This is a genomic window from Psychrobacter sp. Pi2-51, from assembly GCF_904846665.1.
GTDB classification, from domain to species: domain Bacteria; phylum Pseudomonadota; class Gammaproteobacteria; order Pseudomonadales; family Moraxellaceae; genus Psychrobacter; species Psychrobacter glaciei.
In genome coordinates, this window is the sequence record NZ_CAJHBP010000017.1 from 1 (window position 1) to 25,707 (window position 25,707).

General features: G+C 44.4%; 21 protein-coding genes. 7 read left to right on the forward strand and 14 right to left on the reverse strand.

Going from position 1 to position 25,707, the window contains the following annotated elements; translation table 11 throughout:
- Positions 1 to 186: 186 nt before the first annotated feature.
- The gene (locus JMY08_RS09655) at positions 187 to 1,005 is read right to left on the reverse strand and encodes a hypothetical protein (protein ID WP_227679650.1); all 819 of its coding nucleotides are present in this window, start codon (positions 1,003 to 1,005) and stop codon (positions 187 to 189) included.
- 92 nt (positions 1,006 to 1,097) lie between these two features.
- Here JMY08_RS09655 and JMY08_RS09660 point away from each other — a divergent pair, with 92 nt between their 5' ends.
- On the forward strand, positions 1,098 to 1,700 hold the full coding sequence (locus JMY08_RS09660) for a LysE/ArgO family amino acid transporter (RefSeq protein WP_201593072.1): 603 nt from the start codon (positions 1,098 to 1,100) through the stop codon (positions 1,698 to 1,700).
- Between the two features lie 204 nt (positions 1,701 to 1,904).
- On the opposite strand, the gene JMY08_RS09665 is transcribed toward JMY08_RS09660, so the two are convergent.
- The 3 genes from JMY08_RS09665 to JMY08_RS09675 all read right to left on the reverse strand — a co-directional run bounded on the left by JMY08_RS09665 (position 1,905) and on the right by JMY08_RS09675 (position 5,199).
- Positions 1,905 to 2,546 carry a MarC family protein gene (locus JMY08_RS09665; protein ID WP_194620308.1) on the reverse strand — a complete coding sequence of 214 codons (642 nt, stop codon included), beginning with the start codon at positions 2,544 to 2,546 and terminating at the stop codon, positions 1,905 to 1,907.
- A 411-nt stretch (positions 2,547 to 2,957) separates the two neighbouring features.
- Entirely contained in the window at positions 2,958 to 3,818 is an 861-nt protein-coding gene (nadC, locus tag JMY08_RS09670; RefSeq protein WP_201593073.1) for a carboxylating nicotinate-nucleotide diphosphorylase, read from the reverse strand.
- Positions 3,819 to 4,164: 346 nt separating this feature from the next.
- Complete coding sequence (locus JMY08_RS09675; protein ID WP_201593074.1) at positions 4,165 to 5,199, reverse strand: NUDIX hydrolase; 1,035 nt, start codon at positions 5,197 to 5,199, stop codon at positions 4,165 to 4,167.
- A 324-nt stretch (positions 5,200 to 5,523) separates the two neighbouring features.
- On the opposite strand from JMY08_RS09675, the gene nadA reads away from it, so the two are divergent.
- The 3 genes from nadA to JMY08_RS09690 all read left to right on the forward strand — a co-directional run bounded on the left by nadA (position 5,524) and on the right by JMY08_RS09690 (position 9,538).
- Entirely contained in the window at positions 5,524 to 6,663 is a 1,140-nt protein-coding gene (nadA, locus tag JMY08_RS09680) for a quinolinate synthase NadA (protein WP_201593075.1), read from the forward strand.
- A gap of 1 nt (position 6,664) precedes the next feature.
- Complete coding sequence (nadB, locus tag JMY08_RS09685; RefSeq protein ID WP_201593119.1) at positions 6,665 to 8,566, forward strand: L-aspartate oxidase; 1,902 nt, start codon at positions 6,665 to 6,667, stop codon at positions 8,564 to 8,566.
- Between the two features lie 78 nt (positions 8,567 to 8,644).
- A complete protein-coding gene (locus JMY08_RS09690; RefSeq protein WP_201593077.1) occupies positions 8,645 to 9,538 on the forward strand; it encodes a phosphatidate cytidylyltransferase in 894 nt (297 codons plus the stop codon).
- 7 nt (positions 9,539 to 9,545) lie between these two features.
- Here JMY08_RS09690 and JMY08_RS09695 read toward each other — a convergent pair whose 3' ends face one another.
- The 3 genes from JMY08_RS09695 to JMY08_RS09705 are packed head-to-tail and all read right to left on the reverse strand — an operon-like array spanning position 9,546 to position 14,401.
- On the reverse strand, positions 9,546 to 10,361 hold the full coding sequence (locus JMY08_RS09695; RefSeq protein WP_201593078.1) for an SDR family NAD(P)-dependent oxidoreductase: 816 nt from the start codon (positions 10,359 to 10,361) through the stop codon (positions 9,546 to 9,548).
- A gap of 8 nt (positions 10,362 to 10,369) precedes the next feature.
- Positions 10,370 to 11,575, reverse strand: coding sequence for a patatin-like phospholipase family protein (locus tag JMY08_RS09700; protein ID WP_201593079.1), 1,206 nt, complete (start codon positions 11,573 to 11,575; stop codon positions 10,370 to 10,372).
- Between the two features lie 3 nt (positions 11,576 to 11,578).
- On the reverse strand, positions 11,579 to 14,401 hold the full coding sequence (locus tag JMY08_RS09705; protein ID WP_201593080.1) for an alpha/beta fold hydrolase: 2,823 nt from the start codon (positions 14,399 to 14,401) through the stop codon (positions 11,579 to 11,581).
- A 271-nt stretch (positions 14,402 to 14,672) separates the two neighbouring features.
- Here JMY08_RS09705 and JMY08_RS09710 point away from each other — a divergent pair, with 271 nt between their 5' ends.
- The gene (locus JMY08_RS09710; RefSeq protein WP_201593081.1) at positions 14,673 to 15,584 is read left to right on the forward strand and encodes a lysine exporter LysO family protein; all 912 of its coding nucleotides are present in this window, start codon (positions 14,673 to 14,675) and stop codon (positions 15,582 to 15,584) included.
- Between the two features lie 43 nt (positions 15,585 to 15,627).
- On the opposite strand, the gene JMY08_RS09715 is transcribed toward JMY08_RS09710, so the two are convergent.
- The 5 genes from JMY08_RS09715 to JMY08_RS09735 form a co-directional block, all read right to left on the reverse strand.
- Positions 15,628 to 16,818, reverse strand: coding sequence for a hypothetical protein (locus JMY08_RS09715; RefSeq protein WP_201593082.1), 1,191 nt, complete (start codon positions 16,816 to 16,818; stop codon positions 15,628 to 15,630).
- A 58-nt stretch (positions 16,819 to 16,876) separates the two neighbouring features.
- The gene (locus tag JMY08_RS09720) at positions 16,877 to 17,530 is read right to left on the reverse strand and encodes an OmpA family protein (protein WP_201593083.1); all 654 of its coding nucleotides are present in this window, start codon (positions 17,528 to 17,530) and stop codon (positions 16,877 to 16,879) included.
- A gap of 12 nt (positions 17,531 to 17,542) precedes the next feature.
- Positions 17,543 to 18,205, reverse strand: a complete 663-nt coding sequence (locus JMY08_RS09725; protein WP_201593085.1) for an OmpA family protein — start codon at positions 18,203 to 18,205, stop codon at positions 17,543 to 17,545.
- A gap of 23 nt (positions 18,206 to 18,228) precedes the next feature.
- Positions 18,229 to 19,497 carry an FAD-dependent monooxygenase gene (locus JMY08_RS09730; protein ID WP_201593087.1) on the reverse strand — a complete coding sequence of 423 codons (1,269 nt, stop codon included), beginning with the start codon at positions 19,495 to 19,497 and terminating at the stop codon, positions 18,229 to 18,231.
- Between the two features lie 73 nt (positions 19,498 to 19,570).
- Positions 19,571 to 20,881 carry a UbiH/UbiF/VisC/COQ6 family ubiquinone biosynthesis hydroxylase gene (locus JMY08_RS09735; RefSeq protein WP_201593089.1) on the reverse strand — a complete coding sequence of 437 codons (1,311 nt, stop codon included), beginning with the start codon at positions 20,879 to 20,881 and terminating at the stop codon, positions 19,571 to 19,573.
- Between the two features lie 604 nt (positions 20,882 to 21,485).
- On the opposite strand from JMY08_RS09735, the gene JMY08_RS09740 reads away from it, so the two are divergent.
- Complete coding sequence (locus JMY08_RS09740) at positions 21,486 to 22,574, forward strand: PhoH family protein (protein WP_201593121.1); 1,089 nt, start codon at positions 21,486 to 21,488, stop codon at positions 22,572 to 22,574.
- Positions 22,575 to 22,747: 173 nt separating this feature from the next.
- Entirely contained in the window at positions 22,748 to 23,344 is a 597-nt protein-coding gene (gene ybeY, locus JMY08_RS09745; protein WP_227679651.1) for an rRNA maturation RNase YbeY, read from the forward strand.
- A gap of 34 nt (positions 23,345 to 23,378) precedes the next feature.
- On the opposite strand, the gene JMY08_RS09750 is transcribed toward ybeY, so the two are convergent.
- Positions 23,379 to 24,254, reverse strand: a complete 876-nt coding sequence (locus JMY08_RS09750; RefSeq protein WP_010198929.1) for a mechanosensitive ion channel family protein — start codon at positions 24,252 to 24,254, stop codon at positions 23,379 to 23,381.
- A gap of 90 nt (positions 24,255 to 24,344) precedes the next feature.
- Positions 24,345 to 25,232, reverse strand: coding sequence for an energy transducer TonB (locus JMY08_RS09755; RefSeq protein WP_201593091.1), 888 nt, complete (start codon positions 25,230 to 25,232; stop codon positions 24,345 to 24,347).
- Positions 25,233 to 25,707: the final 475 nt, after the last annotated feature.

Below are 25,707 nucleotides of genomic sequence, written 5' to 3' on the forward strand. Positions count from 1 at the left end.
AACTCTAAACTCTAAACTCTAAACTCTAAACTCTAAACTCTAAACTCTAAACTCTAAACTCTAAACTCTAAACTCTAAACTCTATGAGATTAAACAAAAAAATAAGGCTTTATTAAAGCCCCATATTGTTATGTATTTAACTGCTCATAGCTGATAATTAATAACAGTCATTAAAATAAATACACATTAGCTTTTCGTACGGCTTTTGACATAACGGTGCGTTGAGGCAAGACGATTCATAACCGTTTGATGCAACTCGTCCAATAACTCATCAAGCTCATAATCAATTTCTAAAAACAAATCAGTCAGCATGTCGCCTGCCGTCATTTTTCCCTGCATCATCGTGTTTTTGGTGCGATGTGGACTAAAACGTTGCAATTGCTCATAATGATGTAGTGCTTCTGGAATGCTCTCTGACACCAGCTTGTCGATGACAAACTGACGCTCGTTATGTTGCTGCTGTTGCTGCTCGTTGAGCTCACTGCTCCACTCACGGTAACGCTTGAGCTTGCCGTTAATTCGATCTAGTATCGCAACAGCTTCTATAGGCATAGCATTTAGGGTGGCCTCATCAACCACATCAATAAGCTCAGTCATAATCGGACAGCGTCCATGTTTGAGATACCATAGGGTATCGGGGTCGAAAGGCGGTCTATTGGTCGGGCGCATTGCCGCACGATTGGACAAATAGCGATCGGTCAGTGGCGTTGCCGTACGAATATCATTGACTTGCGATAAGGCTTCACAAATACGATCAGCACGCTCGGGAGGAGTCAATGGCAGGCGTTTACTAATGGCAGTTTCATCACTAGCACTGTCTTCATTGTGAATAATATTATCAGCAGGACTGGCATCATCTTCTGCATTAGGAGCGATAGCGCCTTGCTGAACATGTTTGGCAGCTCGCGTTGGCAAATCATCTTGAGCTTGCCCAAATGACTGTAACATTCTTGTCAAACTTACGACCATGTTCTGCTCTGCCCCTTGCCCATTTACTGATTGCATTCGACCACTCAATCCCTTATCTTAACAGTTTTTTGTCACGCTGCCAGTAAGCAAACGTCAACGTTTTGGTCTTTAACATCGAGTAAATGGTTATGAATGCACCCGATTATATTGCTGGTTTTTTGCTGGGATTATCGCTCATTATCGCGATTGGTTCACAGAATGCCTTTGTGCTTAAACAAGGACTCAAACGCGAGCACATCTTTTTTATCTGTCTCTTCTGTGCGGTCAGCGATGCGTTTTTAATCTCCGCAGGCGTAGCGGGCTTTGGCGCGGTGACTGCTCAGTATCCGCAAGTCGTCAACATTGCCAAAATTGCAGGCGTCATATTTTTGCTGGGCTATGGCATTCAAAGCTTGTATGCCAGTGTACGCCTATCCCATGCGCTGACTGTCGACGGACAAGTTGTGACCAGTTTAAAAAAGGCGCTATTGCTCTGCTTTGGCTTTACTTGGCTCAACCCACATGTCTATCTAGATACCTTGGTGCTCGTTGGCATGGTTTCAACTGGCGCTAGTAGCAAGCTAGCATTTGCAGTTGGGGCTGTCAGTGCCTCATTCTTTTTCTTCTTTGCATTAGGCTATAGCGCACGCTTACTCAGACCTCTGTTTGCCAAGCCAAAAGCGTGGAATATACTTGATGCCTTGGTGGGTATATTGATGTTTTATTTGGCTTGGCATCTATACCAAAGTTAGAAAACAGCTATATATTCAATCCACTATAAAAGCGTTACAGCGTTAACCTCGCTTGAGGTATTAAATATACATCTACACTCGGTTGCCTTGTACCACTTTTAAATTGAACCGACTATAGTCAAATTCATATAAATGCACAGTCAAAATCAAAAAAACCCAAACACATTCTATAAACGTGTTTGGGTTTTTTAGGCTTAACAAAAGCTATATTAAGTTAGGAAATAACGTACGCAATCCATTGACGATAATTTCAATAGAAACTGCAGCCAATAACATACCCATGATTCGGCTCATGATATTAAGCCCAGTATCACCCAATAAACGGCTAATACGACCTGCCGCCATCAATGCCAAATAGCAAAAAAGACTGATTAAAAAGCCTGCAACGATAACCGCAGAAACACGCAATATGCCTGAAACTTGAGAAGAATAAATAATGACCGTAGAAATACCACCCGGCCCAATCATCATAGGAATAGCCAGTGGTACTACTGCTGATGCGGTACTTGGTAGTGCATGTTTATCGTATTCAACATCGAAATTTTCTTGATCAGGCTTAGCGGGGTTACCATCGCCATTCATCATGTTCAAGGCAATCAAAAATACCAATATACCGCCTGCCAGCTGGAACGAGCCAATAGAGATACCAAGTGCCTTTAGAAGTACCTCGCCTGCTACAGTAAAAAAGCTGATGGTGATAAAAATAGTCAAGCAGGCAATACGTGCTACTTTACGTCGATCAATCATCGAGTAGCCGCGCGTCAAGTCCAAGAACAGCGTCAAAGCTGCAAAAGGATTAATCAAAACCACAAAGGCCAAGATGATTTTAATAATTTCAGTATCCACTGAGCGCTCGCTTATCTATCGGTAAAACTTGGGCAAAAAGATAAGGCCATCGTGCGAGTGCAACGATGACCAATAGGCGGTTAGCAGTGACATTGTAGCATAGGCAGATAAGCTAATTAAATCATTAACTTTGCTTAACATTCTCATATAAGCGCATTAGCGGCAATAGCTGATTATCATAGATCGCTCAGCAACTTTTAACGGATGAATAATCGTATTAACAGTGCTAATAAAGGTGGGGCGTTATTTCTTTATAGTCGATACTAAATAGAATAGATACACGAAATTATAATGCGTGACTGGTATAAATTTTTCTTGCCTGCTGTGCCTACGCAGACAGAGGCTACAAAAAATTTATATCAGTCACACTGTCTCTTTTTTATATTGAACTGACTATAATAAAGCCAAACGTTACGCACTAAAATCAAGACCGATATCTAGCGCAGTGGTACTATGCGTCAAATAACCCATCGCGATAAAATCAACACCCGTTTTTGCGACTGCTTGCACGGTCTCAGGGGTGATACCACCAGAGGCTTCTGTCTTGGCGCGACCTTTACACATGGCCACTGCTTGCGACAATATTTCAGGTGACATGTTGTCTAATAATACCAAGCTCACACCAGCGTCCAAAGCCTGCTCTAGTTGCGCTAGCGTATCGACTTCCACTTCAATCGGAATGAGATGACCCGCGAAATTTTGTGCTTGCTTGATAGCTGTTTTAATATCGCCTGCAATAGCAATATGATTGTCTTTGATCAAAATTGCATCATCTAAACCCAAACGATGATTGCGACCACCGCCGCAGCGCACCGCGTATTTTTGCACGATACGTAAACCGGGAATGGTCTTGCGCGTACAGGTAATTTGCGCGGGATAATCCGCCACAGTATCGACAATCTTCTGTGTCGCCGTCGCAATACCACTCAAATGCGTCATGAAATTCAATGCCGTACGCTCTGCCGTTAATAGATGACGTGCATTACCGCGTACGATAGCCAATACTGTATCTGCATCAACCTTCTCACCATCGATGACCTGAGCGATAAACTCTATCTGCGCATCAACCAAAGCAAAAGACAGACGCGCCAAATCCATACCGCAAACCACGCCTGCTTGCCGTGCTTTAATCTGGAGCTGCGCCTGCATATCGGCGGGAATGGTGGCTTGCGAAGTCACATCTCCGCGTCGACCCAAGTCTTCGGTGAGGGCAGCCTCAACCAAGGGCTTAAGCAATACTTCATCCAACGCTGGCTCTCGTTCAACTGTCATCTTTAACCCTTATATAAGTATGCTATGAATATAAATTCGATTGATTTAAACTCAAAATGAGCATAAATATAGCGTAAAGTTAGCCTTCTCGCAAGGATAGGTCGGTATTTTATGTGTTTAGGGCGTGCCCTCAATCTGAACGAAAGCGCCTAAATGGGCTAAAAATGGCTAAATCTTGCCAAACTGCGTCAAATAGCTGGTCAATATCATGATATTATCTGTGCTATTTTTCTTGTTTGGCTGCAATTTATCTCATTTTTATCACCATTTTCAAAATGAGGACACGCCCTAGTCAACGTTTATAAACACAGCATATGGCAGAAATATCGTAGGAATAATCTGACAACTATTTGTTTCGTTTGGGCAATTTGCTGTCCATTAGCAAGCTTTGCAGCTCAATATCGTGGCGGAAGCGATAGAGCTTGGCAGGTCGACCGCGCTGAGCGCTACTACTCTCTCCTGTCTCCATCACTAAGTTCTGTGAATCAAGCAAACGGCGAAAATTCTGCTTATGCAGACGCACTCCTGATAAGGCCTCGACACTTTGCTGCAACTGTGACAAAGTAAAAACATCTGGCATCAAACCAAAAATAAGCGGTCTGTATTCAATCTTGGCACGCAGCCTCGAAATAGCCGTCGCAATCACGCGGCGATGATCGTAATACATCGGTACACCTATACGTTGTGACCAATCGTCTGGCAAGATGACGGCTTGATAAGTTGGCGGGTAATTGGGCGCTTCGGGTATCAGCCCCCCTTCATACAGCATCTCATAGCGGAGCAGTACGTGCTCTGCGATCCACTCCCTACCTTCATGAGCATGGTCGCCAACCAATTCTGTGTCTGTCAGTTCGCCACCTGCTAAAAACGCTTCACTCAGTCCCCAACACAATCCAATACGTTGGCGTCGACGCTGTTGCACAATCAAGTCTTCGGCAGTATTTGCCCATTCCAACAACACAGGCACGATAAAGTCTGTAATGATACTAGGCATACCATCTAAGTGATTTTCCCACGGGAAATAATCATACCAATCTCGCCACAGTGCCTCGCTTTGTAGCTCTTGCATCTGCGTCTCTTGCACCAAACCCAAATAGCTCACATAAACCAGCGCATGACCATCGATATTACGTCTATTGGTATCAACAAAGGTATATAACTGCTCTAGATAACCAAGCGGTTGCTGCGTTTGCTCCTCCACCCATTGACGCACGCCTGCTTGCAAAGAGCGATGCAACGGCATCAGAGGACCATTGGGCAGCAGCTTACCTTGATCCACTGTTAATACACGGGCTGTGTGGTCAGTGATGGCGACTAGCACCGCAACCACTTCAGTGGTACCACTTCCCTGTTGATGCGCATGTGAATAAGACAAAGTCATAATTTTGGCGACAATCCTTTAAATGTAGTTATTGAATAATAAATTCATAAAATGCGGCTTTGATACTGTAGATGAGTATAACGTGAATCCCAGACTATCATAGCCTGCGGTTGTAATTCTACAAAACTAAAACTGCGGCTTATTCAACGACTTTACGGTCTGATGAGTTAAAAAATAAGTACTTTCATTGAGGCAGTTATAAAAAAACACTTGTATTTATGCTCAAAATGAGCATAATTAAAACATCTTATTCATTAGCAATATTCAATTGACTTATTTTTAGCGGCATATTACTTGTCGCTACTGTATAAAAGGTTTGCCTTTATGAAAACTTATCCTTACGACGCACCTATCATGAGTACGGACAATCGCATCGCCACTCAAATGAACATCGAATATGCCAAAGCTAAAATGCCAGCAGACTTGCCACGCGCTGAACGCATCGTGGTTGAAGAAAACATCAAGAAGCTATTAAAAGAGCATAATGCGGTATTGGTCGCCCATTATTATGTCGACCCTTTTATTCAGGATTTGGCATTAGCGACTGGTGGCTGCGTAGGCGATTCACTAGAAATGGCACGCTTTGGGCAAGCGCACAGTGCACAGACATTGGTGGTCGCTGGTGTACGCTTTATGGGCGAGTCTGCAAAGATACTGAGTATGGAGAAGACAGTACTGATGCCAGACCTAGAAGCCGAGTGTTCGCTTGATTTGGGCTGCCCTGCTGACGAGTTTTCCGCATTTTGTGATGCTCATCCTGAGCGTACCGTCGTGGTTTATGCCAATACTAGCGCTGCCGTCAAAGCTCGTGCTGACTGGGTGGTGACGTCATCCGTTGGCATCGATATCATTCGCCATTTGCATAATAATGGTGAAAAAATTATTTGGGGTCCTGATCGCCATTTAGGTAAATATATCGCTAAAGAGACGGGCGCAGATATGTTGCTTTGGCAAGGCTCGTGCCTCGTACATAATGAGTTTAAAGCGACCGAACTGCTGCAATTAAAAGAGGAGCATCCAAACGCAAAAGTATTGGTGCATCCTGAATCCCCTGACAGCGTAGTAGCGCTCGCCGATGTGGTCGGCTCTACTAGCAAATTGTTGCAATCAACTTATGAGATGGATGCCGATACCTTTATCGTCGCCACCGACTTAGGTATCTTGCATGAAATGCAAAAGCGCTCGCCAAATAAGCGTTTCTTAGCAGCGCCTACTGCTGGTGAAAGCGCAAGCTGTAAGAGCTGTGCCTTTTGTCCATGGATGGCGATGAACGGCTTAAAAGGTATCGAGCAATGCCTAACCAATCAGAGCGGTGAAGTTTTGATGACGCCTGATCTGGCAGTTGCGGCTAAAAAGCCCTTGCAACGTATGCTTGATTTTGCCGAATCACAAAAACAACGAGTGGCAGCCAGTGGCGACATCGTTAAAGACCGCGAGCTGTTCGCCAATGTCGGAGCAGCCTAATATGAATGCGCTGTCTACAGCGGAAGCACTAAATGCTGATAATTTTGATGGAGCGGTACAAACCGATGTCCTTATCATCGGTGCCGGATTGGCAGGCTTAAGCACGGCTCTAGCGTTACCAACATCGCTGAATATTACCGTATTGAGCAAAGCCGACTTAGCCGTTTGTTCAAGCCATTATGCCCAAGGTGGTATTGCTGCCAGCCTAGACAAAGAGGACTCTGTCGCTGACCATATCGCTGATACGCTAATCGCAGGCGCAGGCTTATGCGAAGCCGACAATACCAGTAGCATTTTAAGTGCCGGACAGCAGGCCGTGCAGTGGCTGTGTGAGCAAGGTGTGCCTTTTACCCAGATACAGCAAGAAGATAATGCAAAACCTTTCACTGAACTACAGACTGCTAACTTACATTTAACCAAAGAAGGCGGGCATGGTTGTAGGCGGGTCGCGCATGCGGATGATGCGACTGGTCGACATATTATGGAAGCCTTGACCATAAAAGCTCAATCTGCTGCCAATATCACTATTTTGCCTTATTATGAAGCGCTGAGCCTTTTGACAAACAGTGATAATCAGTGCCAAGGGGCGCAAGTTTTTGATCATAGTAGTCAACGACAACTGACTTTTTATAGTCGCGCAGCCGTACTGGCTAGTGGTGGCTTGGGTCAATTGTTTAAGCGTGCCAGTGCGCCCAACGTCTGTGTCGGTGATGGCGTAATGATGGCATGGCAAGCAGGCTGCCGCTTAGCAAACTTAGAATTCATTCAATTCCATCCGACTGGTTTGGCGTTAGATGACAGTAGTTTTTTGATATCGGAAGCCCTACGCGGTGAAGGTGGCCGTCTAACCTGTCCAAAGACCAGTGCGCGCTTTATGTTGGACATTGACGAGCGTGCAGAACTGGCACCACGCGATATCGTCGCTCGTGCTATTGCTGAGCAGATTAGTACGAATGGACTTGGCTACGTAAACCTTGATGTCAGTCATCTGCCAGAACAGTTTTTACGAGAGCATTTTCCGCAAATTTATCAAACGTTATTAGAGCTTGGCATCGATATGACTACTGACCCAATTCCGGTCGCCCCTACCGCTCATTATAGCTGCGGCGGTGTAGTCACGTCTGTCAATGGTATGACCGATGTGGCAGGTCTCTATGCCGCTGGCGAAGTTGCCTATACAGGTTTGCATGGGGCTAATCGCTTGGCGAGTAACTCACTACTAGAATGCGTGGTGGTTGGGCGCAATATCGCTGCTGACTTACCCCGCTATTTAAAAGACATGGCGGAGCTCAGTCAAGTGACATATTTTGATAAACTAAATCAATCAGCCCTTGGCATTTGGACGCCGCCAACGCTTAAAGATACTCAGCCCATTACTCTACCACCGTCTACTGACCATGAAAGCAATACTCATCATAACGTCAATATAGATGCTGACATAGCTGGGATAACCGCCAAACTAAAAGTTCTGATGACTGCTCATATGGGTATCACTCGCAGCGCTGGGCAATTAGCACAAGCATTGCTACAAATAGAAAATTGGCAGCAGCAGCTTGGATGCCTCAAGTCTGATTCTCTAAATATAACTAATTCTCTCGATATGAATAGTCAGAGCAAGACCATTCCCCATGATGGCTTGGCACACTTTCAATTAGCACGACAATTACAATTAGCGACATTGATTATTCAGTCGGCTTATCAGCGTTATGAGAGTCGCGGTGGTCATTATCGTCAAGACTATCCGCATTTAGCGACCACACCTCGAACGAGTGTGATTGCGCCCTTATCGAAGCTGAGAGAAGGTGACAAAACAGGTAACAAAGAAGGTGGCATTGATTGGTTGGTTCAGCCTATAATCGATGACACAGAGGTTGGATCAGCACATACTGTTGCTAACGTTTAACAGCGATTGAAGGTTGCCACTCTAACCATCACAAAACGGTAAGTTACCGTTTTTTATTGACCTCAAAATGCTAAAAATATGGCTACTGATACGCTGTTTGTGATCGGACTTATGATGGTCGTCAGTTTGACGTGGGCCATGCTTGCCCTACCTCGCTTGCGTAAGCGCCTGCCAAAAATTTATCTGATTGCACGCTCGTGGTGGCTGATGTTAGCGGCGCTTTGCGCGTGTTATGTTATCGCTAAGATAACGGATAATAGCCAACCCTCACAGCCTCCTACCCACCCCTACCAGTGGATGCTCATCGCCTTTTTCGTCTTAATTGGTTTGCGTGGTAGCTATGAGATCAAACGCTTATGGTGCCTGCGCAACAAAGCTGTGCTGATTCACAAGCTCCAAGCGCGCGGTTTACAAGCGAATACTCAGCCTTTTAGCAAAACCCTCTCTCATTCTGCTCAAGCTTACACACGTTTAAATCTGTTAGACCTATTCTTTAGTTTTGCTTTTATCACCTTGATTATCAGTCTCATTGCCTTACAACAATTAATCTGGCAGCGCGAACAGTATGGCGTTTTATTTTTTGTTTTATTCGCCAGTCAATTTAATGATATTGCCCAGTATTTATGTGGACGATTGCTTGGTCACAAGCTGTTTGAGCGTGGTCTTGCCCCAACCATTAGCCCGAATAAAAGTATCGAAGGCGCTATTTTCGGCAGTATGCTAGCGGCACTATTGGCAACGCTATTGGGCATTTGGCTCACGCCTTTTAGCTGGTGGATTTGCTTATTCGCCGCTTATGGCTTAGCGGTCAGTGGTATTGCTGGAGATTTATTAGAGTCCGCCTTTAAGCGTCAGCATGGGGTAAAAGACACGGGTACGATGCTCGCTGGACATGGCGGCGTATTAGATAGAGTGGATAGCTTGCTGATTGGCGTGCCGCTATTTACCTTGTTTTATTGGCTGCTTGGGTAAACTGTTATCAAGTCGTTTTATCCAATTTACTGCGCAATATCCAGTTAAGCACAGGCTTAGGTAAATGATTGAGCGCCCGAGTAATATAGCGCATGGAGCGTGGAAATATAGCCAGCTCAATATCATCATCAATCGCTTGCATAACACTCTCAACCGCCGTTTGCGTATTGATTATGAATGGCTTATGACTGGCATCGCCGTCATTCAAATCACGCAACGCTTGGGTATCAATATAGCCTGAGGCAATACAATTCACTTGGATATCATAAGGTCCAAGTGCAAGTCGATAAGCGCTGGCAGTCGCAATCATGGCGCGTTTGCTTTTGGCATAAAGGCTGGCATAAGGATAATCCATAGTACCGGCGATAGACGCGATACAAATCAAGCTGAGTCTGTTGTTTTCTTTGCAATCTGATGAATAACTTTGGCGCTTTAACTGCTCACTTGCCCACCTAAAAACCTGCTCAAATGCTTGCAAATTAATCGCGAGCATTTGATCGCTGTCATCTTGATTGAGACGATGGACACGCTCATTTGTGTAACTGCCCGCACTATAAATCACTCTTTGAAAGCTGATATCTGACAAGCTCTCTAATAAACTTTGTGTTTGCACACTATCCATCAAATCACAGCAATAAGTGACAATATTAGAATGCTGACTATTGATATTATCTATCTTCTCCATACTATGACCAACCACGCTCACTTGCCAGCCAAGCGCCTGATGATGCAGCGCCAACGCCAAGCCAAGTCCGCTCGTACCGCCAAAAACGATAAGATGCGATGGCTTATGAGCTGAAGTAGATTGTGTAAGGTCTTTCATTTGTGAGTTCATAAACCCTGCTGCCGTATATAGTCAGCTGTACGCTGATAGCCATACTGCCATTGCGCCTGCATTTGCTGCACAAAGCCATCATAGTCACTGTGAATGAGTTCAACCGTCATTTGTCTGATATTAAAACACTTTTGTACATGCTGGCCTGCTAACTGTTGGCCATTATCTGCAAAGGGTAACCAATGCAATTGATGGCTATTTCTTTCTGATTTCACCAGTAATGACGTTTCCATTGGCTGATAACCATGCACTTGCGCCAAACGCTCATTGGGGTCAAAACCAAAAACGCGCTGAATCGCTGGTGCCGCCAGCCATGAATCATAACCTGCCTTGGTCTCTGCAAATACAGTCTGTCCTAACTGACACGCCAGCTCAACGGGCGTGAGATTAATTACCCCGCCTAAGCACCACCCCAAATCGTCTATAGGCGTTGGCGGTAGATAATACATATCTGCCATGGATGCCCGAACCGCTGAATTAAATTCCCACTGCTTTACGACATTTACTGACTGATGAATACGCCTATCGGCAAACGTATGCGCAGGTGAATTAAGTATTTCATTAAAATGCTCTGATACTGCCAAACGCGGTGGCGCAAATAACAACTCTTGTAGTTTAAACTCATCGTAAACAGAATTATCAGTAGTAGGCGTTTGATACAGTCGGCTAGCGATAATGGCTATCTCTGGCACGGCGGTATTAAACGAATTATTATTCTGCTTGGGAGAAAAACGAGACAATTCATCGAGCCATTGCCCCTCGTTATCTATCCGAAACATTGCCAACTGCTGCAACTCATCTAATAGTCGTTCGTAGTTATCTGCTTGCTGCTGTTTTTGGCGGTTGGACAGCTGCCGTGACAAGCGCCAGCGTTTAAGTGCCTGAGTCATATAACGTATTTTTAGTCGCCTATTGGCTTCGTCTGGCGCGATATGCCTGATTGCAGTGATGGCACGGTACAACTCACGGCTGCACATCAACTCTTGCAAACCCTTGGGGTCAGGCGCTAAATTTACTAAATAAGCCGACAGACTACCACCGCAAGTGCCGACGATGATATCTGGCGTCAAATCATGGGCAACCAACGCCGCATAACTGCCCAAATAATAACCAAAACGCGAGCCACCTCCGGAGAAAAGCTGGACGCGCTCATAAGGTCTGCTGCTTTTGCTATTCAAAGGCTTGACGCTTTTATTATTCATCTATTACTTATCAGCATTTGGTGCTGTTTTAATCGCTAGCGACACGGTAAAGATACCAAAGCGATCGATACGCATGGCGACTTTCTTAAAGCCAGCACTCTCAACCAATTGATCCATTTCCGCTTGTGAGCGACAGCGCATCACCCAACTACTACCACGATGATTGTTTAAGGTTTTACTAATAAATTCCTGCTCAGGATGCCAAGGCTGATTGGTATAAAGTAAATGACCACCAGATTTTAAACTGTCATAAATACCCGTTAACGCAGTCGCTGGTAGCGTATTGTCAGAAAACAACTCAAACACGCCAGAGGCAATGGCGATATCGAATTTTTTATCATCAAGACCTTTAGCATCACCACTTCCCTTCTGTACATGAGAATAACTGGCAGGGTCAAACGCATCTTTTTGACAAGTAAGGACACGATCAGCAATCTCTAACTGTTCCGCCTTTGCCTGTAAGGCTTGGATATTGTGCTGCTCATAATCGCGTAGCTCAACGTGCAAGTTGGTAAACTCTGTCAATAAATCAAAGGCATAAAAGCCATGGCCACTAGCGATATCGAGTAGTTTCGGCTGGAATGACTCAGTGCTGTTTTGCTTAGCTTGGTTTTGACTAGCTTGGTTTTGATTGCCAGACTTTATATCTTCTAAAGCTTCACGTGCCAGCTCTAATATATGCTCACGGCGAATACGAATACCTTGCCAGCCGATATTACTTAAATAAAACTTATCGATTGCTTGCCCAAATTTATTCTGACCGCTAGGCTGATTATAATAAACGTGATCAAGCGAGTGACCCGAGTCAAACCCATGTTCAAGCCCTGTCGCAATCGCATCGCTAACATGACCGAACTTTTGCATCGCAAAACGGGTAATCGCAAAGCTTGGATTGAATGGCTTAATCGCTAAGCGGTCTACCTTATCTTTACTCGCGCTATTCAAATGAGCGGTACTCAAATCAAGTGCTTGGACTTGTGTGCTAAATACTTGCTCAGCGAAATCAATACAGTCGGCAAAGACATCTGCTTTATTGGTCTCATGAAAGATCGCATGATAACTGTCTGGATATAGTTGCCAGCGTTTGTCAGTGGTATTAAGGGCCTCATAAAAATCGCGCTCTGCCTGCTTATCGACTACATAATCCTTACCGGCACATAATATAAAGGTTGGCACGGTGATAGCACCCGCATCATCGAGCAAGCGTTGACCCGTTGCATGCGTATCGATGAGTAAGTCGGTCGAGATGCTATTCGATATCAGCGGATCGGCATTATAAGCTTGCTGTGCGTCTTTATCATGCGTTAAGACTTGCGCCTTGACGTAGCTGCTCACGCGTGACATCAGACCAAGCGCGCGAGCTACCTTTAGCGATGGTATGGCAAATGGCATGTACAAGCGAATACTCAACGCTGGCGTACCCAATATCATTCCGCGAATACTGGGGGCGTAATCATGTACCCATGCTGCTGCGAGTACCGCGCCGATACTGCTGGCGACGATTAATGTATCCTCAATAGCAATGCCCGTTTGCCCGATAACCAGTTGCACAAAACCGTCTAAATCGCGCTCTAGCTCGGTGATGCTTTCAGCATGATCCTTGATACCACCTGAGCGCCCATTACCACGCGCATCCCAAGCAAATACTTGATAGCCAGCTTTTGCAAATTGTTCCCCAAGTTCTGCTAAGCGTCCAGAATGTTCGTGACCACGATGTAACAGAATGACTTGGCGCTGTTGTGTGTGTCGCTGACCGGCTTGTTTGATATTCTCTAAAGGCATCGTCAACCAATAGCGATAATAGATTGCCGTGCCATCATACGCGTTGTAGCAACTTTCACCGCTAACAACTTCGGACGATGATAGATGAAGGTCATCGCTAACCTTCTTTGGGGCAGCTTTGGCATTGGTAGACTGGGGATTTTTAGAAATAGCGGGCATTGTCTGGGACTCCAAAAGGGACGTTTTAGCAGCAGAGTTTGATAGATGGGCATTTAATAAAGGAAGATTTGATGAAAAAGTATTGGAAGATAACGTATCAGGTTGATCAATAATCGCTTGGCAATCGATAGATGAAATAGGTTGATACGATGATTCTGCTATTGACTCAAGACTGTCTAAACGGTTTGAGCGTAGCACAGGTGGTTTACGCATCAAATATAAGTCTGCCATATAACGCAGTCGATTGAGACAAGTTTTTAGTAGTAGTGCCTCTGTGAGTATAAATAATTGCCCTACTCTGATATGAAATAACGCGGGCGGTACTTTACTTGCCATAAAAGTGCCAAGCACACCGAGCACAAAAGCACGATCACTTTTGCCCAAAGGCCCTTGATTCGCTCTAATGTCTAACATCCTATTACTGGCGATACCTAGTAACTCGGTGCCGATACTAAGCACGATTAGACCGACAATATGTGGCTGATGAATTGATATACGGTTTAGTAAATTGACTGCCGAATCTTGCCAATTAGCATTCGCAACATGCGGAGCAAGACTTGCGATAAGCGCCGTATCAGCCACAATATCGCCCACCTCATTGAGCACTTCACCAAGTTTAGAGGCTTGCCCGTGCTCGCGCGCCATCATGCCATCGATAGCATTGAGCGCCATGCGTACAAACAATGATGAAGGCAATAAAAGCCATAATTCCTGCTTCTCAGTTGCGGGCTTGGCAATCAAATAAGCCGTACCAAGGCTCAATAAGATGGCTGACACCGTCACTTGATTAGCAGTAACCTTTTGCTCGACCAATGCATCGCTAATTGGGCGCAATTGATCTTGAAACTGAGATTTGAGCTGATAGAGCGACATAAGGCGAGCCAAATATATTCAGTCCTTTAATGTAGCAACAAAAGTTGATTAGGTAAATACTTAAGTATGGTTGTTAGCCGGATTATCATGCATAAAACCCTATCCTACCATCTCGCTACAAAGGTGCTCACCTTATAAGCCAACATTTAATAGTTAAACAGTCAGTTTTCACAAGGAATCTTAGTCGCTCATGTCAGTATTAATCGCTTGATATGCTACAATCCTCAGCTTCTTAGAAATACCTTCTCAAAAACACCTTTAAAAATGCTACGAGCCTGCCACCATGCAAAGCCTGATTACCCTTGTTCTGGTATTAATGCCAATGTTTATTGGTTTTGCCATTCCTTCTAATCCTAAAATGACCAAGCTTGCGGATAAAGGCTTGTCTTATCTGGTATTTATCATCTTGGCGCTGATTGGGATTGAGCTATCGCAAGTGGAAGGGCTTGGCAGTCAGATAGGTGAGATTGCACTGTATGTCACTATATTGTCGATACTGACGATTGGTACGGGCTTATTTTCCCTGATGTTGTTCGATCATTTGCGCCCATGGCACGCGAAAAAACCTAGCGTAAAATCTAAAGAACATCGCGTCAGCATCCGTGGTAGCCTCGCTCAGGTGATTTGTGTGGTGATTGGTATGGTGATTGGATATTTCCTACCAGACAATTATATGCCACCCGAAAATACCATGACGGTGATGTTAATGATATTAATTTTGCTGGTCGGTATTGGATTGAAAGGCTCGGGTATTACTTTAAAAGAAGTGCTGCTGAATAAACGCGGCGTTGAAATGAGTGTCATCTTTACGCTAGCGGTATTGGTTGGTGGCTTACTATTTGCGCTGATGTTCAGTGAGGTATCGTGGACTAAGGGAATGGCATTGGCGTCAGGATTTGGCTGGTACTCGCTATCAGCAATCGTCATGACCGATGCCTATGGCGCAGTTTGGGGCAGTGTCGCGCTATTTAATGACTTGGTACGTGAATTTTTTGCGCTGATATTTATCCCTGTGTTTATGCGTAAATACCCATCAGCAGCGGTAGGACTTGGCGGCGCGACGAGCTTGGACTTTACCTTACCGATCATTCAACAATCTGGCGGTCTAAAAGTTGTACCTTTAGCGATTAGTTTTGGCTTTATTATTAATATTGTCTCGCCAGTATTGATGGTGGTATTTTCGGCGTTGGGATGATAGCAAAAATTTTGATTCAAATAGGGTGAGAGTCCTTTCATTATCAAGCCATCGGTAACGCTTTATCCACTCGACAAGCCCTATCATGCCAATCGACAAAAGCCTTTATCGCTACAGACTCTAATTGATGGCTGGCTTCCTTGCCAGCAAAACTCTCGACATAATGACAAGCACGATAGCCTTGGGCAAAACGATCATAATCAACAATCCACTGTTTACGTACTTTTAACTCATCTTGACGTTGCTCAATGCTATGCTCCACATCGGTATTATCAGAGCCAAACCAAAAGTTTTTAGCAGGAATATCTTTAGCCAACTTCTTATTTTCAACCTCACTCATACGCCACGGCTTAGCAGTGAGCCGCGCTCGAAAGCACTGCTGTATTTGACTCAGACGCACATAATTGGCATCCGCATGGAAATACTCAAACCACTCCGCGACCAACTCATCACTTGGCGCGATAGTATCGTGAGTGGTAATAATGCGAAATCCTGCTGGCGTTTGATATAAACGAAAGCGTTCGGTAGGATGATTGGCAACACGTTTTTTGATTACATCCGTCATGTAAGGCAGTAATGAGGCGATATCATCGGTATATTTTTGTGCGTGTGCTTTGTCTCTTTGGCTGGCCTGTTGCCATAGATATGCAGTCACGCCAAACATAACTGCCAATAGCCACAACCAAGACAATCCTAGCCAAGCGATGACACTGGCGATAAGTATAAACACAAGGATAAAAACCCAAATTTTTAATTTGCTTGATGGTTTACTTTGATAAGTGGGTATAGCAGGCATAAAACCATTAGGGCTGTAATGTTCGGGATATAAATGGCCTAGTAGATCTTTATTATCGACATCAATGATTGCGATGTTATCGACGTTAGCGACTTGTGCGCCGTAACTATTACGCGTAACGATAAGCTTCGTCACTGCTGAACTATTATTGGATAATTCATTTTCTGGAAAATCATGCTCAGAAATAATCTCTTCACGAATGGGAATACCGTTGCTTGCGTTATATTCTTCCCTGCGCTCACGACGTAAGATATCTTCACCTGCCAGCCAGCGGTTATGCGTCTCTCTCACGCGAGATTTAGCATGGCTTAGCGCTTCTGCTTGGCTGAAATCTGACCAACCATAACGCTTAATAGTGGCTTGCTTGGAGGATTTACTAGACGTCTCTAGCGATTCAAAGCGCTGTTTGTATTGCGCCCAGTATTTAGGAATGAGCATAGAATTTGCCTTGGGATAATTGTTTTAGAACAAAACCTGCTGATTGAATATTAAATAATTAATCTTCAGGCTCCGTGGCTATACCATAAATACGGCGGTGCATAGACATCTCCTCTTCGGTATCAAAATTTGCAATAGCCAACCCATAAGCTCGGCGGTTCATAGACTTACCTTCTTCAGTGTCAGAGGGCGCGATAGGTTGTTCAGCACCATAACTAGCGATGCTCAAGCGATCAGGATCAATTTGATGCTGCATTATTAAATAATTTTTAATGATAATCGCCCTATTTCTTGATAAAGAATCTGGTTGTAAGACTGTAGCTGATTTTTCATCTGTGGTGGCGTGCCCTTCAATACGCATAGTTGCCGTATAGTACTCTTGCAGCTTTGCTGCTACTTTATCAAGCTCAAGCTGATACTCTGGCGATAGCTCACTGCTACCCTTGGCAAAAAAGGCACGATATTCCATTTTTAGACCTATCCCCATGCCAGTAAAGGGACAACCCCTTTCATCTGTTACTATGTTCATTGGTGTACCCGGACACATGTCTATATCATCAGAATATCCGTCGCCATCGCTATCTAAAATAGCTTCAACAACTGGTATATCAATAATTTGAGTTGCTTGATTAGACAAGTCGGCGGTTTGACAGCCTGTTAATACCAAAGCGCTTACCCAAACTAGAATTGTATTTCTTAATTTAATTTTCATTGTATTTTACCTTTAAAACTCGATACATCTGTTTGAGCCTAGGTCATTTTGATAATAATCAGCTTTGTGGTTTTTTGAATCGGTTACTAAGCTATAAACTCTACGATTCATAGATCTGTTTTCCTCAGTATCAGAAGGTGCAATAGAACCTTTAATACCGCAATCGAGAGTAGTCAGACGACTAGGCTCAATTTTGTGATTTAAAATTAGGTAATTTTTAACAACGAGCGCTCTACTCTTAGCCAGCGAGTTCGATGGCAAAATTGAGGTAGAAGCTTTACTGACCTCATCCTCTGAAACATGAGCTTCAATTTTTATAGTAGCTGTATCATAGTTATTCATCTGTTCTGCTACTCTATCAAGCTCATCATGATACTGTGGCAATAATTCACTGCTGTCCTTGGTAAAAAAAGCACGATACTCCATCATTGGAGGCATACCAATAAGACTTATAACCTCAGGACAGCCTCTTTCGTCTATTACTACGTTTTCTGTCGTATTTGGACATTGATCTAAATCATCAGGAACGCCATCACTGTCACTATCCAAATTAACCACAACCGTTGGCATGTTGATAGTTTGACTTGTTTGCTCAGACAAATCAGGCGTTTGACATGCGGATAGTGTTAAAGCGCTTACCATAATTACAATAGTTGTCCATAACTTAGTTTGCATCACTCACTCCTTAAGGCAAAACCCTAAACCCCACTCGCCTGCTTAGCAAACAAACGCATCAACGGCTTAATTTTGCCGACACGATACATACCTTCGCTGCGGATTTGTTGAATAGGACGCATCTGTGCAAGCGACCCTGCGAATAGCCAATTAAGCGCGGAAAAGCTGTGCATCATTAGACTGTTATGCGGACGACGCAAACGCTCGTAGCTACGCAACGTTTGATTACCGCCCCAACTGGTTCCACCGCTACGGGCAAAGTCGTGTGACAATTGCTCGCTTAGAGTCTGTACATCGAGCATGCCTAAATTCAACCCTTGACCTGCTAGCGGATGCACACCATGTGCGGCATCACCGATCAAGACTAAATTGTCCGCGACGCAGCTTTTCGCTTGTTGCGCAGTCAATGGAAAACTGGCAATTGACTCAATCTGAGTGATAGCACCTAGCTCATAGTTACTGGCAGCAGCCAATTTATCAGCAATAACGCACGCATCTTCCTCTATCAATGCCAATGCTTGATTGCGCGGCAGTGTCCACACGATCGACTGCCAGTGTTGCGGCTTGGCTTTATCTGCATCAGTGATATCCGCTAACGGCAATAGTGCCAGCGTACCTGTGGGCAGCATCGCTTGGCGTGCGGTTGCTTGATGTGGTTTTTCAGTGTGAATCGCACAGCAAATCGCAGTTTGATTATAATCGAGTGTATCGAGTCCAATGGCTGCTTGCTGGCGCACAAATGAACCGCGACCATCAGCACCGACCAGCAGCATTGCATCGATATTAGTATGATCGTCTAAAGTCACACGGTAGCCTTGCTGCGTACCCAGCCAATCCATATTGATAACTTTATGTCCGGCGATAACGGTTAGATAGTCACTGACATCATCCTCAGATAAACGCTGCCATAACGCATGTTCAATGACGGCTGGCTCAACCATGCTGCCAAGCATTTGCGGTAGCGTACTGTTATGATGATTGTCGCTACTATCACCAAATAATAGCTCGCCCATGCCGTTCAGTTGCCACACCTGCATTTGCGAGTAGTCCGCTTTACGCTCAGAGGCAGCAATTTTTTGCCATGCGCCGACATCGTTGAGCAAGTTAATACTGGCCACGCTCAGTGCATAAACGCGAGCGTCGCGTTGCTTCAATATGTCTTGCCACTCTGACTCATCACGTTCAGGGCGTGCATCAATTAACGTCACGGGCATTTTTGCTTGCGCCAGTTTTAACGCCAATGTCGCCCCAACAATACCGCTACCGATAATCAGCGTATGATTATTTTTCATAAGTTATTCCTACATTTAAGTGTCATCGTATAGAACATTGGTATAGACCGTTGATATAACGTAATGTGACAAACTACGACTTTAGTCCCATCGCATAATTGGCGATTAGTGGCTTAATATTTGGCAGTTTATCAAAGGCAACTAAGGCCACATTCCGTGCCAGCTTAATGGCGGGGTTAGGATGCGTAAAGCCATGTACCACGGCATCACAGAAGCGAATGACGCGTTTTTGATCGGTTTGACGTGCCTTTTCATAGCGTTTTAACAGTTGCGTATCGCCAATGTCTGCGCCTTTAAGCACTTGCGTACTCATCATCTGCGCCAGCACATGAGCATCACGCATACAGAGATTAAATCCCTGACCAGCGACAGGATGCAACGTATGAGCCGCATTGCCCATAACCACACAGCGACCATCGACTTGTTTGTCTGCCAATACACGCGTCAATGGATAAGCACCGCGACGACCAGCCGTGACAAACGTGCCAGCGCGCTCACCAAAGGCTTTCTGCAAAGTTGCTAAAAAATGCGCATCGTCTTCTAAATATTTATTTTCTTCGCCTGTTGGGCAGACCCAAACCACCGAGCGTCTATAACCTGTTTGATACTCATCATTGCCATCGCCGTCTGGATCTGTCAATGGCAATACCGCCAGTGGCCCTGCTGGGCTAAAACGCTCAATCGCGACATGCCCGTGTGGTTTGTCAGTCTCTACCACACCGACGATAGCGGTTTGCTGATAATCATAAGTCGTCGTGCCGATATTTAATAGCTGACGCACCGTAGAGTCGCGACCATCACAAGCGACCAAGACGCTGGCTTGCAACTGCTGCTCATGTTCCTCTTTACCATAGTAGCTAAAGCTCAACGTCACCATGTCGTTTTGCTGCGCAACTGCCGTGACATTCGCATGATCAATTAAGGCAATGAGCGGCTCTTGCTGAGCGGCAAGCAATAGCTTACGTCCCAGCCAAGCATTTTCCATGACTTGACCAAATGACTCTACTTTTTCTTCGTCTTTATTAAGCTGCGCGCGTCCAAAACTCCCTTGCTCACTGATTTGAACTGCATCAATGCGACAAGCATGACTTTGCAGCTCATCCCATAGACCTATCTCTTGGTAAATCTGTACCGTACGCCGTGATAGTGCCGTATTGCGGCTGTCTAAATAATGGCTTCGATTACTGTCATCATTTGGACTAATGGTTGGATAGCCCATCTTTTCGAGCAAAGTACTGGCGATACCATGATGCGCTAGTAGCAACGCAAAAGACAAACCCACGTGCCCACCGCCAACGATAAGAACGTTCTGGTCAGTGACTGCCTTTTTATTGCCAAATTTATTTTTGGCATTCGATAAATTTGAATCCGTATTTTGCATCATGATTATTCCTATTGTGATCTGTTTGGTATGCTGGCTGGCTATCCGTCATCAGCAAAAACGAGTTATGGATAAACCCTCAAAAATTTTATTATTATAGAAGTTGTATGATTCTATATACAAACGCCATCGTTCTATTAAGAGGTGAAGCTCAGTATTAAGTTTGCTATTTAGACAGCGATGTAAGTAGTGATGATATGGCTGATAGATTACCACAAATTGTCCATCATTCAGTGCTCTTGACGGTACAGACAGCGTGTACAAAAAGCATCGACTATCTAAAATAACAGTGCCAGCTTACTTAAGGCACAAAGTTACTTAGCTTAAGCGGCAGTGCTTGCAAAATATTGGCACAACGGTTGCAATCGCCATACAAAAACAAGGCTGTCCATGCCATCTATGGCTTGAATTTTAAAATCTATCTACCATAATGAAGGAAGGCCATTCACTTGTTACTATCGACAAACTACATAATAATTTTACCGTCATTGTTGTCTCTACTCTCTAAAAGTGTTACTGACTATTTTATCTATTACACCCATGCTTCTATCAATAAATAAGAATAGCATCGGGCTACCAATATAAGGATAATCGATTGACTGATTCCATGAGCCGCCGTATAAAGTTCGAATCATTGACCCCAGCACAGCTCAAGACCGTGCTTGGTGAATACAACAACCACATGAAATATATCCAAGAACGCCTCGATATCAAAATCAGCCAACGCCAAGGAGATTTTTGCCTGAGTGGTGATATCACTGGCGTTGAGCGTGGCGAACGCATCATTTACAAAATGGTCGATGAAGCTCAAAACTCAAAAGATATTAGCGCAGAAGAGCTGCACCTCATTATCCAGTCAAGCATTGCGCGCGATCAAGATAACGAGGCAGATGAGCAAGCTACTGCTGAAGAAAATGAGAATAATTTAGAAACCGCCAGTGAGTTCACTCCTATTAGTTTGCGCACGCGCAAAGGTAAAATCATTCCGCGCGGTGGCAATCAACAAAGTTATGTGAAAAACGTCTTAAGCTCTGATGTCTCCTTCGGTATTGGGCCTGCGGGTACGGGTAAGACGTATCTTGCTGTTGCCTGTGCGGTCGATATGATAGAGCGTAATGAGATTGAGCGTATTTTATTGGTGCGCCCTGCGGTAGAAGCAGGCGAAAAGCTAGGCTTTTTACCGGGTGACTTGTCACAAAAAATCGATCCCTACTTACGCCCGTTATACGATGCGTTATACGAGATGCTTGGCTTTGAAAAAGTCGGAAAAATGATTGAAAAGCAAATCATTGAAGTTGCGCCACTGGCTTATATGCGTGGTCGTACTTTGAACAACTCGTTTGTTATTTTGGATGAAGCACAGAACACCACACCTGAGCAGATGAAAATGTTTTTGACACGCTTAGGCTTTGGCTCACGTGCAGTCATCACAGGTGACATTACTCAGGTCGATTTGCCACGCGGTACCAAATCAGGACTAACGCAAGCGCTCGAAATTTTGAGCGGTATCGAAGAGATTCACATCACTAAATTCGATTCAAAAGACGTGGTACGCCATCAATTGGTACAACAAATCGTTGAAGCTTATGAAGTATTTGACACTGAGCAGTTGATCCTAGAAGAAAAGCGCAAACAAGAACGTTTAGCTGAGCAAGAGCGTAGACAAGCGATCAGCAACGCAGCTGCTAAGTTATAGGTGAGAAGCTATAGCTGATAAATTGTAGCCATAATGAAACGTTGAACATTAGAACCTTTAGCTTTAAAACATTAGGTTTCAAAATATTAGCTTTCAAAATAATCAAAACCGGATTACTAAAGACAGTAGTTCGGTTTTTTATTAGGGTCTGCTGTTTTTTAAAGGATAGAAAAATGAACCAAGCTAATGATAATAGTATGACTGAAACAGCTGCAACTAATCTGACCAGCGCAGATCTCAATGTCAGCGCGATTGACAGTATTGATGATAATTTGATTGATCGCTTTTATAGTGCAGATAATCTGTTACCAGTCATAATGGCAACTTTGAATTATATCGATGAACGTATTAACACTGGTATGACTCTGCCTTACTTTACAGATATTGACTTTGAGCAATGGCAAGAGAAGCCAAAAGCACTCGATATATATATTACGGATGAGACAGAAGGACGCGAATTGAATCTGGAAGCGCGTGGCAAAGATTATGCGACTAACATTTTATCCTACCCAAGCGACATGCCAGCTGCCATCATTGAGCTGATGCCAACGCTGCCACTGGGTGAGTTAATCATTTGTCATGAGGTCATGGTACGTGAGGCCGCCGAGCAAGACAAAACCGTCGCGCAGCATATTAGTCACCTATTGATACATGGTGTACTGCACTTATTAGGGTTTGATCATGAGCTTGGGCAGGCCGAGCAAGATGAGATGGAAAGCTTTGAGATTGAGATTTTGGCAGGCTTGAACCTACCAAATCCTTATATTTAAATATATGCGCTTTTACTCACTAGAGCTTTATGGACTAATCTTTAGCCAATGGCAGTTTCTGCGCTTGGCCCATCTGATTAATCATATGATCTAAGCCTTTAACATGGACACTGCGCTGCGGGAATGGAATCTCAATTTTTTCGTCATCGAGCGCATGTTTGAACTGCTCTAGTAGCTCGCATTGCATCGACCACCAGTCAGCATTGGTCGTCCAAACGTTTAGGGTTAAATCCACTGAATTATCACCCAAATTGGTCACTCGCACGATAGGCTCAGGATCAGTAAACGCCAATGCATTGTTTCTTGCGAGGCTTAGCATCACCTCTTTGGCCGTTTTTATATCGGCATCGTAGCCAATACCAACCGTAATATCGACGCGGCGATTGGGTAGCGCGGTATAGTTGACAACGGCTGACGTGGTGATATCGCTATTAGGAATGATGATATCGTGATTGTTAATGGTCGTTAAATGGGTATTAACCAAGCTAATCTCAGTTACCGTGCCAGTATAACTGCTGATCTGGACATAGTCACCGCGTACAAACGGGCGAAAAGTCACAATCATAATACCAGCGGCAAAGTTCGACAGCTGATCCTTTAATGACAGACCAATGGCAACGGCGGCACCACCCAAGATAGCGACGACTGATGTGGTTTGCACACCAACTTTGCTTAGCGCAGCCAAGGTAATCACGACCAGTAACACGCCATACAACAGACGGCTCAAAAATCCAGCGACTGTCTCATCTAGATGGCTACGCATCATAAGACGATTAGAGAAAGCGACCGCCTTTTTGGCCAGCCAGCGTCCGATGATGAATATGAGTATTGCCAAAGCCACTTTGATGACTAACTCTATTGCAGTGCTGGTTAGCGTGGCCACATCTATTGTAAAACCTAAAAATTCCATAATGACTCTTTATTCTATCGCTGTATTTTATGAATTTGGGTGTCTGCTATTAGGGGTTCGAACTGATTCTTGTTATCTTAACTTGTTATCCTAATAAGTCACATCTACTTTGTCACTATAACGGTAGGTACGTATCAAACGCAACTCGACTATATCATGCATGTCTTTAGTGAACTTACCAAAGGGCGCTGCTTGCCGTACTGACTGCTTAGCAGCTTCGTCCAATATCGTAGAATCTGAGCTTTCAAGCAGGCGAATGGCTTTAATATTACCGTCATGACTAATAATGACCATGAGGCGCACTTCACCCGTAATACCTTGCGCACGCGCTTGAGCAGGATATTGTAAATTACCAACGCGCTCGACATGTTCACGAAAAGTATTGATATAGTCAGCGGCTGCACCACGCGTCGTTGAATTACTATCGACCGTCACTACTTTCGACTTGGTTGCATAGAGCTGCTGACGCTGAGACAGTTGCGCCTCTAAGGTGGCAATTTGCTTACGCAGTCGCTCTTCTTGTGCCATGAGATCATCTTTTACTTGCTTACTGTCATTATCAGACTCTACCGTAGCCTGTCGCCAGCTTAGCGTGGTACGCAGATAGCTCTCTTGATAGCGTTGCTGGCGAACTTGACGCTGCAAACTGATCACGTCTTGGGTTTCGCTCATTTGCTCAGCAGACAATGGACTGCTCTGATCGGTCTCTTGCCTCAAAAGCTCACGTACCGTACCACCGCCCTCTTGAGAGGCGTTGGCAATAAAGTGGGCATCTTCATTTGGCTGCACATTATCGGCTAGCGCCTTAGCCACGTCTTGCATCATCGCTGCGGGATCTTTGCCCATAGAAAAGCTGATACCAAAAATAATCAACGCATGGACGGCTACCGCGATGGCAATAGCAACAGGCAAGCTGATATCACGCTTGGGTGCTTGCGCTGAAAAGTGGTAGCTTTGTGAGTCTTTGATATAGGCCACAATTGGTCTCAGCTTCTGGATATGAGCTTATAAGTATAAAGGCAGCAGACAATACGCTGAATAAAAGTAAGGCGCGTTATCTGTGGCACATGTCGGCGCTATCATAACATGACATATAATTATGTCGCTAGCATAACCGTGGCTGACCAACCTTATGCCACTTATGCATCATTTTGCGGTACTAGGGTCATCACACACCCTAGTCGCATAGCAAAAATAACCCCACAAGATTATGTGATTGGTTCATTGATATTAAGTATGCTTATCAAATGAATACCGACAAAACGCATGTGTTCATTTTGCATGCTTCTGTTTTGTTATATACTGTTTCTAATGACAACATTATCAACTATTAGGTATTACCCTATCAAGCATGACTTTTTCATTTGTGTTTGCTAAGGCAGTACCTAGCACTCGGCGAGCTTAGTAAAAAATGCTGTAACCAAGCAAGTTCCATGGCGTCGTGTTTTTTGAC

Coding starts and splice junctions, on each gene's coding strand:
- JMY08_RS09655 (WP_227679650.1), bottom strand. CDS start 1,005: ATGCAATCAGTAAATGGGCAAGGGGCAGAGCAGAACATGGTCGTAAGT.
- JMY08_RS09660 (WP_201593072.1), top strand. CDS start 1,098: ATGAATGCACCCGATTATATTGCTGGTTTTTTGCTGGGATTATCGCTC.
- nadC (WP_201593073.1), bottom strand. CDS start 3,818: ATGACAGTTGAACGAGAGCCAGCGTTGGATGAAGTATTGCTTAAGCCC.
- JMY08_RS09675 (WP_201593074.1), bottom strand. CDS start 5,199: ATGACTTTGTCTTATTCACATGCGCATCAACAGGGAAGTGGTACCACT.
- nadA (WP_201593075.1), top strand. CDS start 5,524: ATGAAAACTTATCCTTACGACGCACCTATCATGAGTACGGACAATCGC.
- nadB (WP_201593119.1), top strand. CDS start 6,665: ATGAATGCGCTGTCTACAGCGGAAGCACTAAATGCTGATAATTTTGAT.
- JMY08_RS09690 (WP_201593077.1), top strand. CDS start 8,645: ATGGCTACTGATACGCTGTTTGTGATCGGACTTATGATGGTCGTCAGT.
- JMY08_RS09695 (WP_201593078.1), bottom strand. CDS start 10,361: ATGAAAGACCTTACACAATCTACTTCAGCTCATAAGCCATCGCATCTT.
- JMY08_RS09700 (WP_201593079.1), bottom strand. CDS start 11,575: ATGAATAATAAAAGCGTCAAGCCTTTGAATAGCAAAAGCAGCAGACCT.
- JMY08_RS09710 (WP_201593081.1), top strand. CDS start 14,673: ATGCAAAGCCTGATTACCCTTGTTCTGGTATTAATGCCAATGTTTATT.
- JMY08_RS09715 (WP_201593082.1), bottom strand. CDS start 16,818: ATGCTCATTCCTAAATACTGGGCGCAATACAAACAGCGCTTTGAATCG.
- JMY08_RS09720 (WP_201593083.1), bottom strand. CDS start 17,530: ATGAAAATTAAATTAAGAAATACAATTCTAGTTTGGGTAAGCGCTTTG.
- JMY08_RS09725 (WP_201593085.1), bottom strand. CDS start 18,205: ATGCAAACTAAGTTATGGACAACTATTGTAATTATGGTAAGCGCTTTA.
- JMY08_RS09730 (WP_201593087.1), bottom strand. CDS start 19,497: ATGAAAAATAATCATACGCTGATTATCGGTAGCGGTATTGTTGGGGCG.
- JMY08_RS09735 (WP_201593089.1), bottom strand. CDS start 20,881: ATGATGCAAAATACGGATTCAAATTTATCGAATGCCAAAAATAAATTT.
- JMY08_RS09740 (WP_201593121.1), top strand. CDS start 21,486: ATGAGCCGCCGTATAAAGTTCGAATCATTGACCCCAGCACAGCTCAAG.
- ybeY (WP_227679651.1), top strand. CDS start 22,748: ATGAACCAAGCTAATGATAATAGTATGACTGAAACAGCTGCAACTAAT.
- JMY08_RS09750 (WP_010198929.1), bottom strand. CDS start 24,254: ATGGAATTTTTAGGTTTTACAATAGATGTGGCCACGCTAACCAGCACT.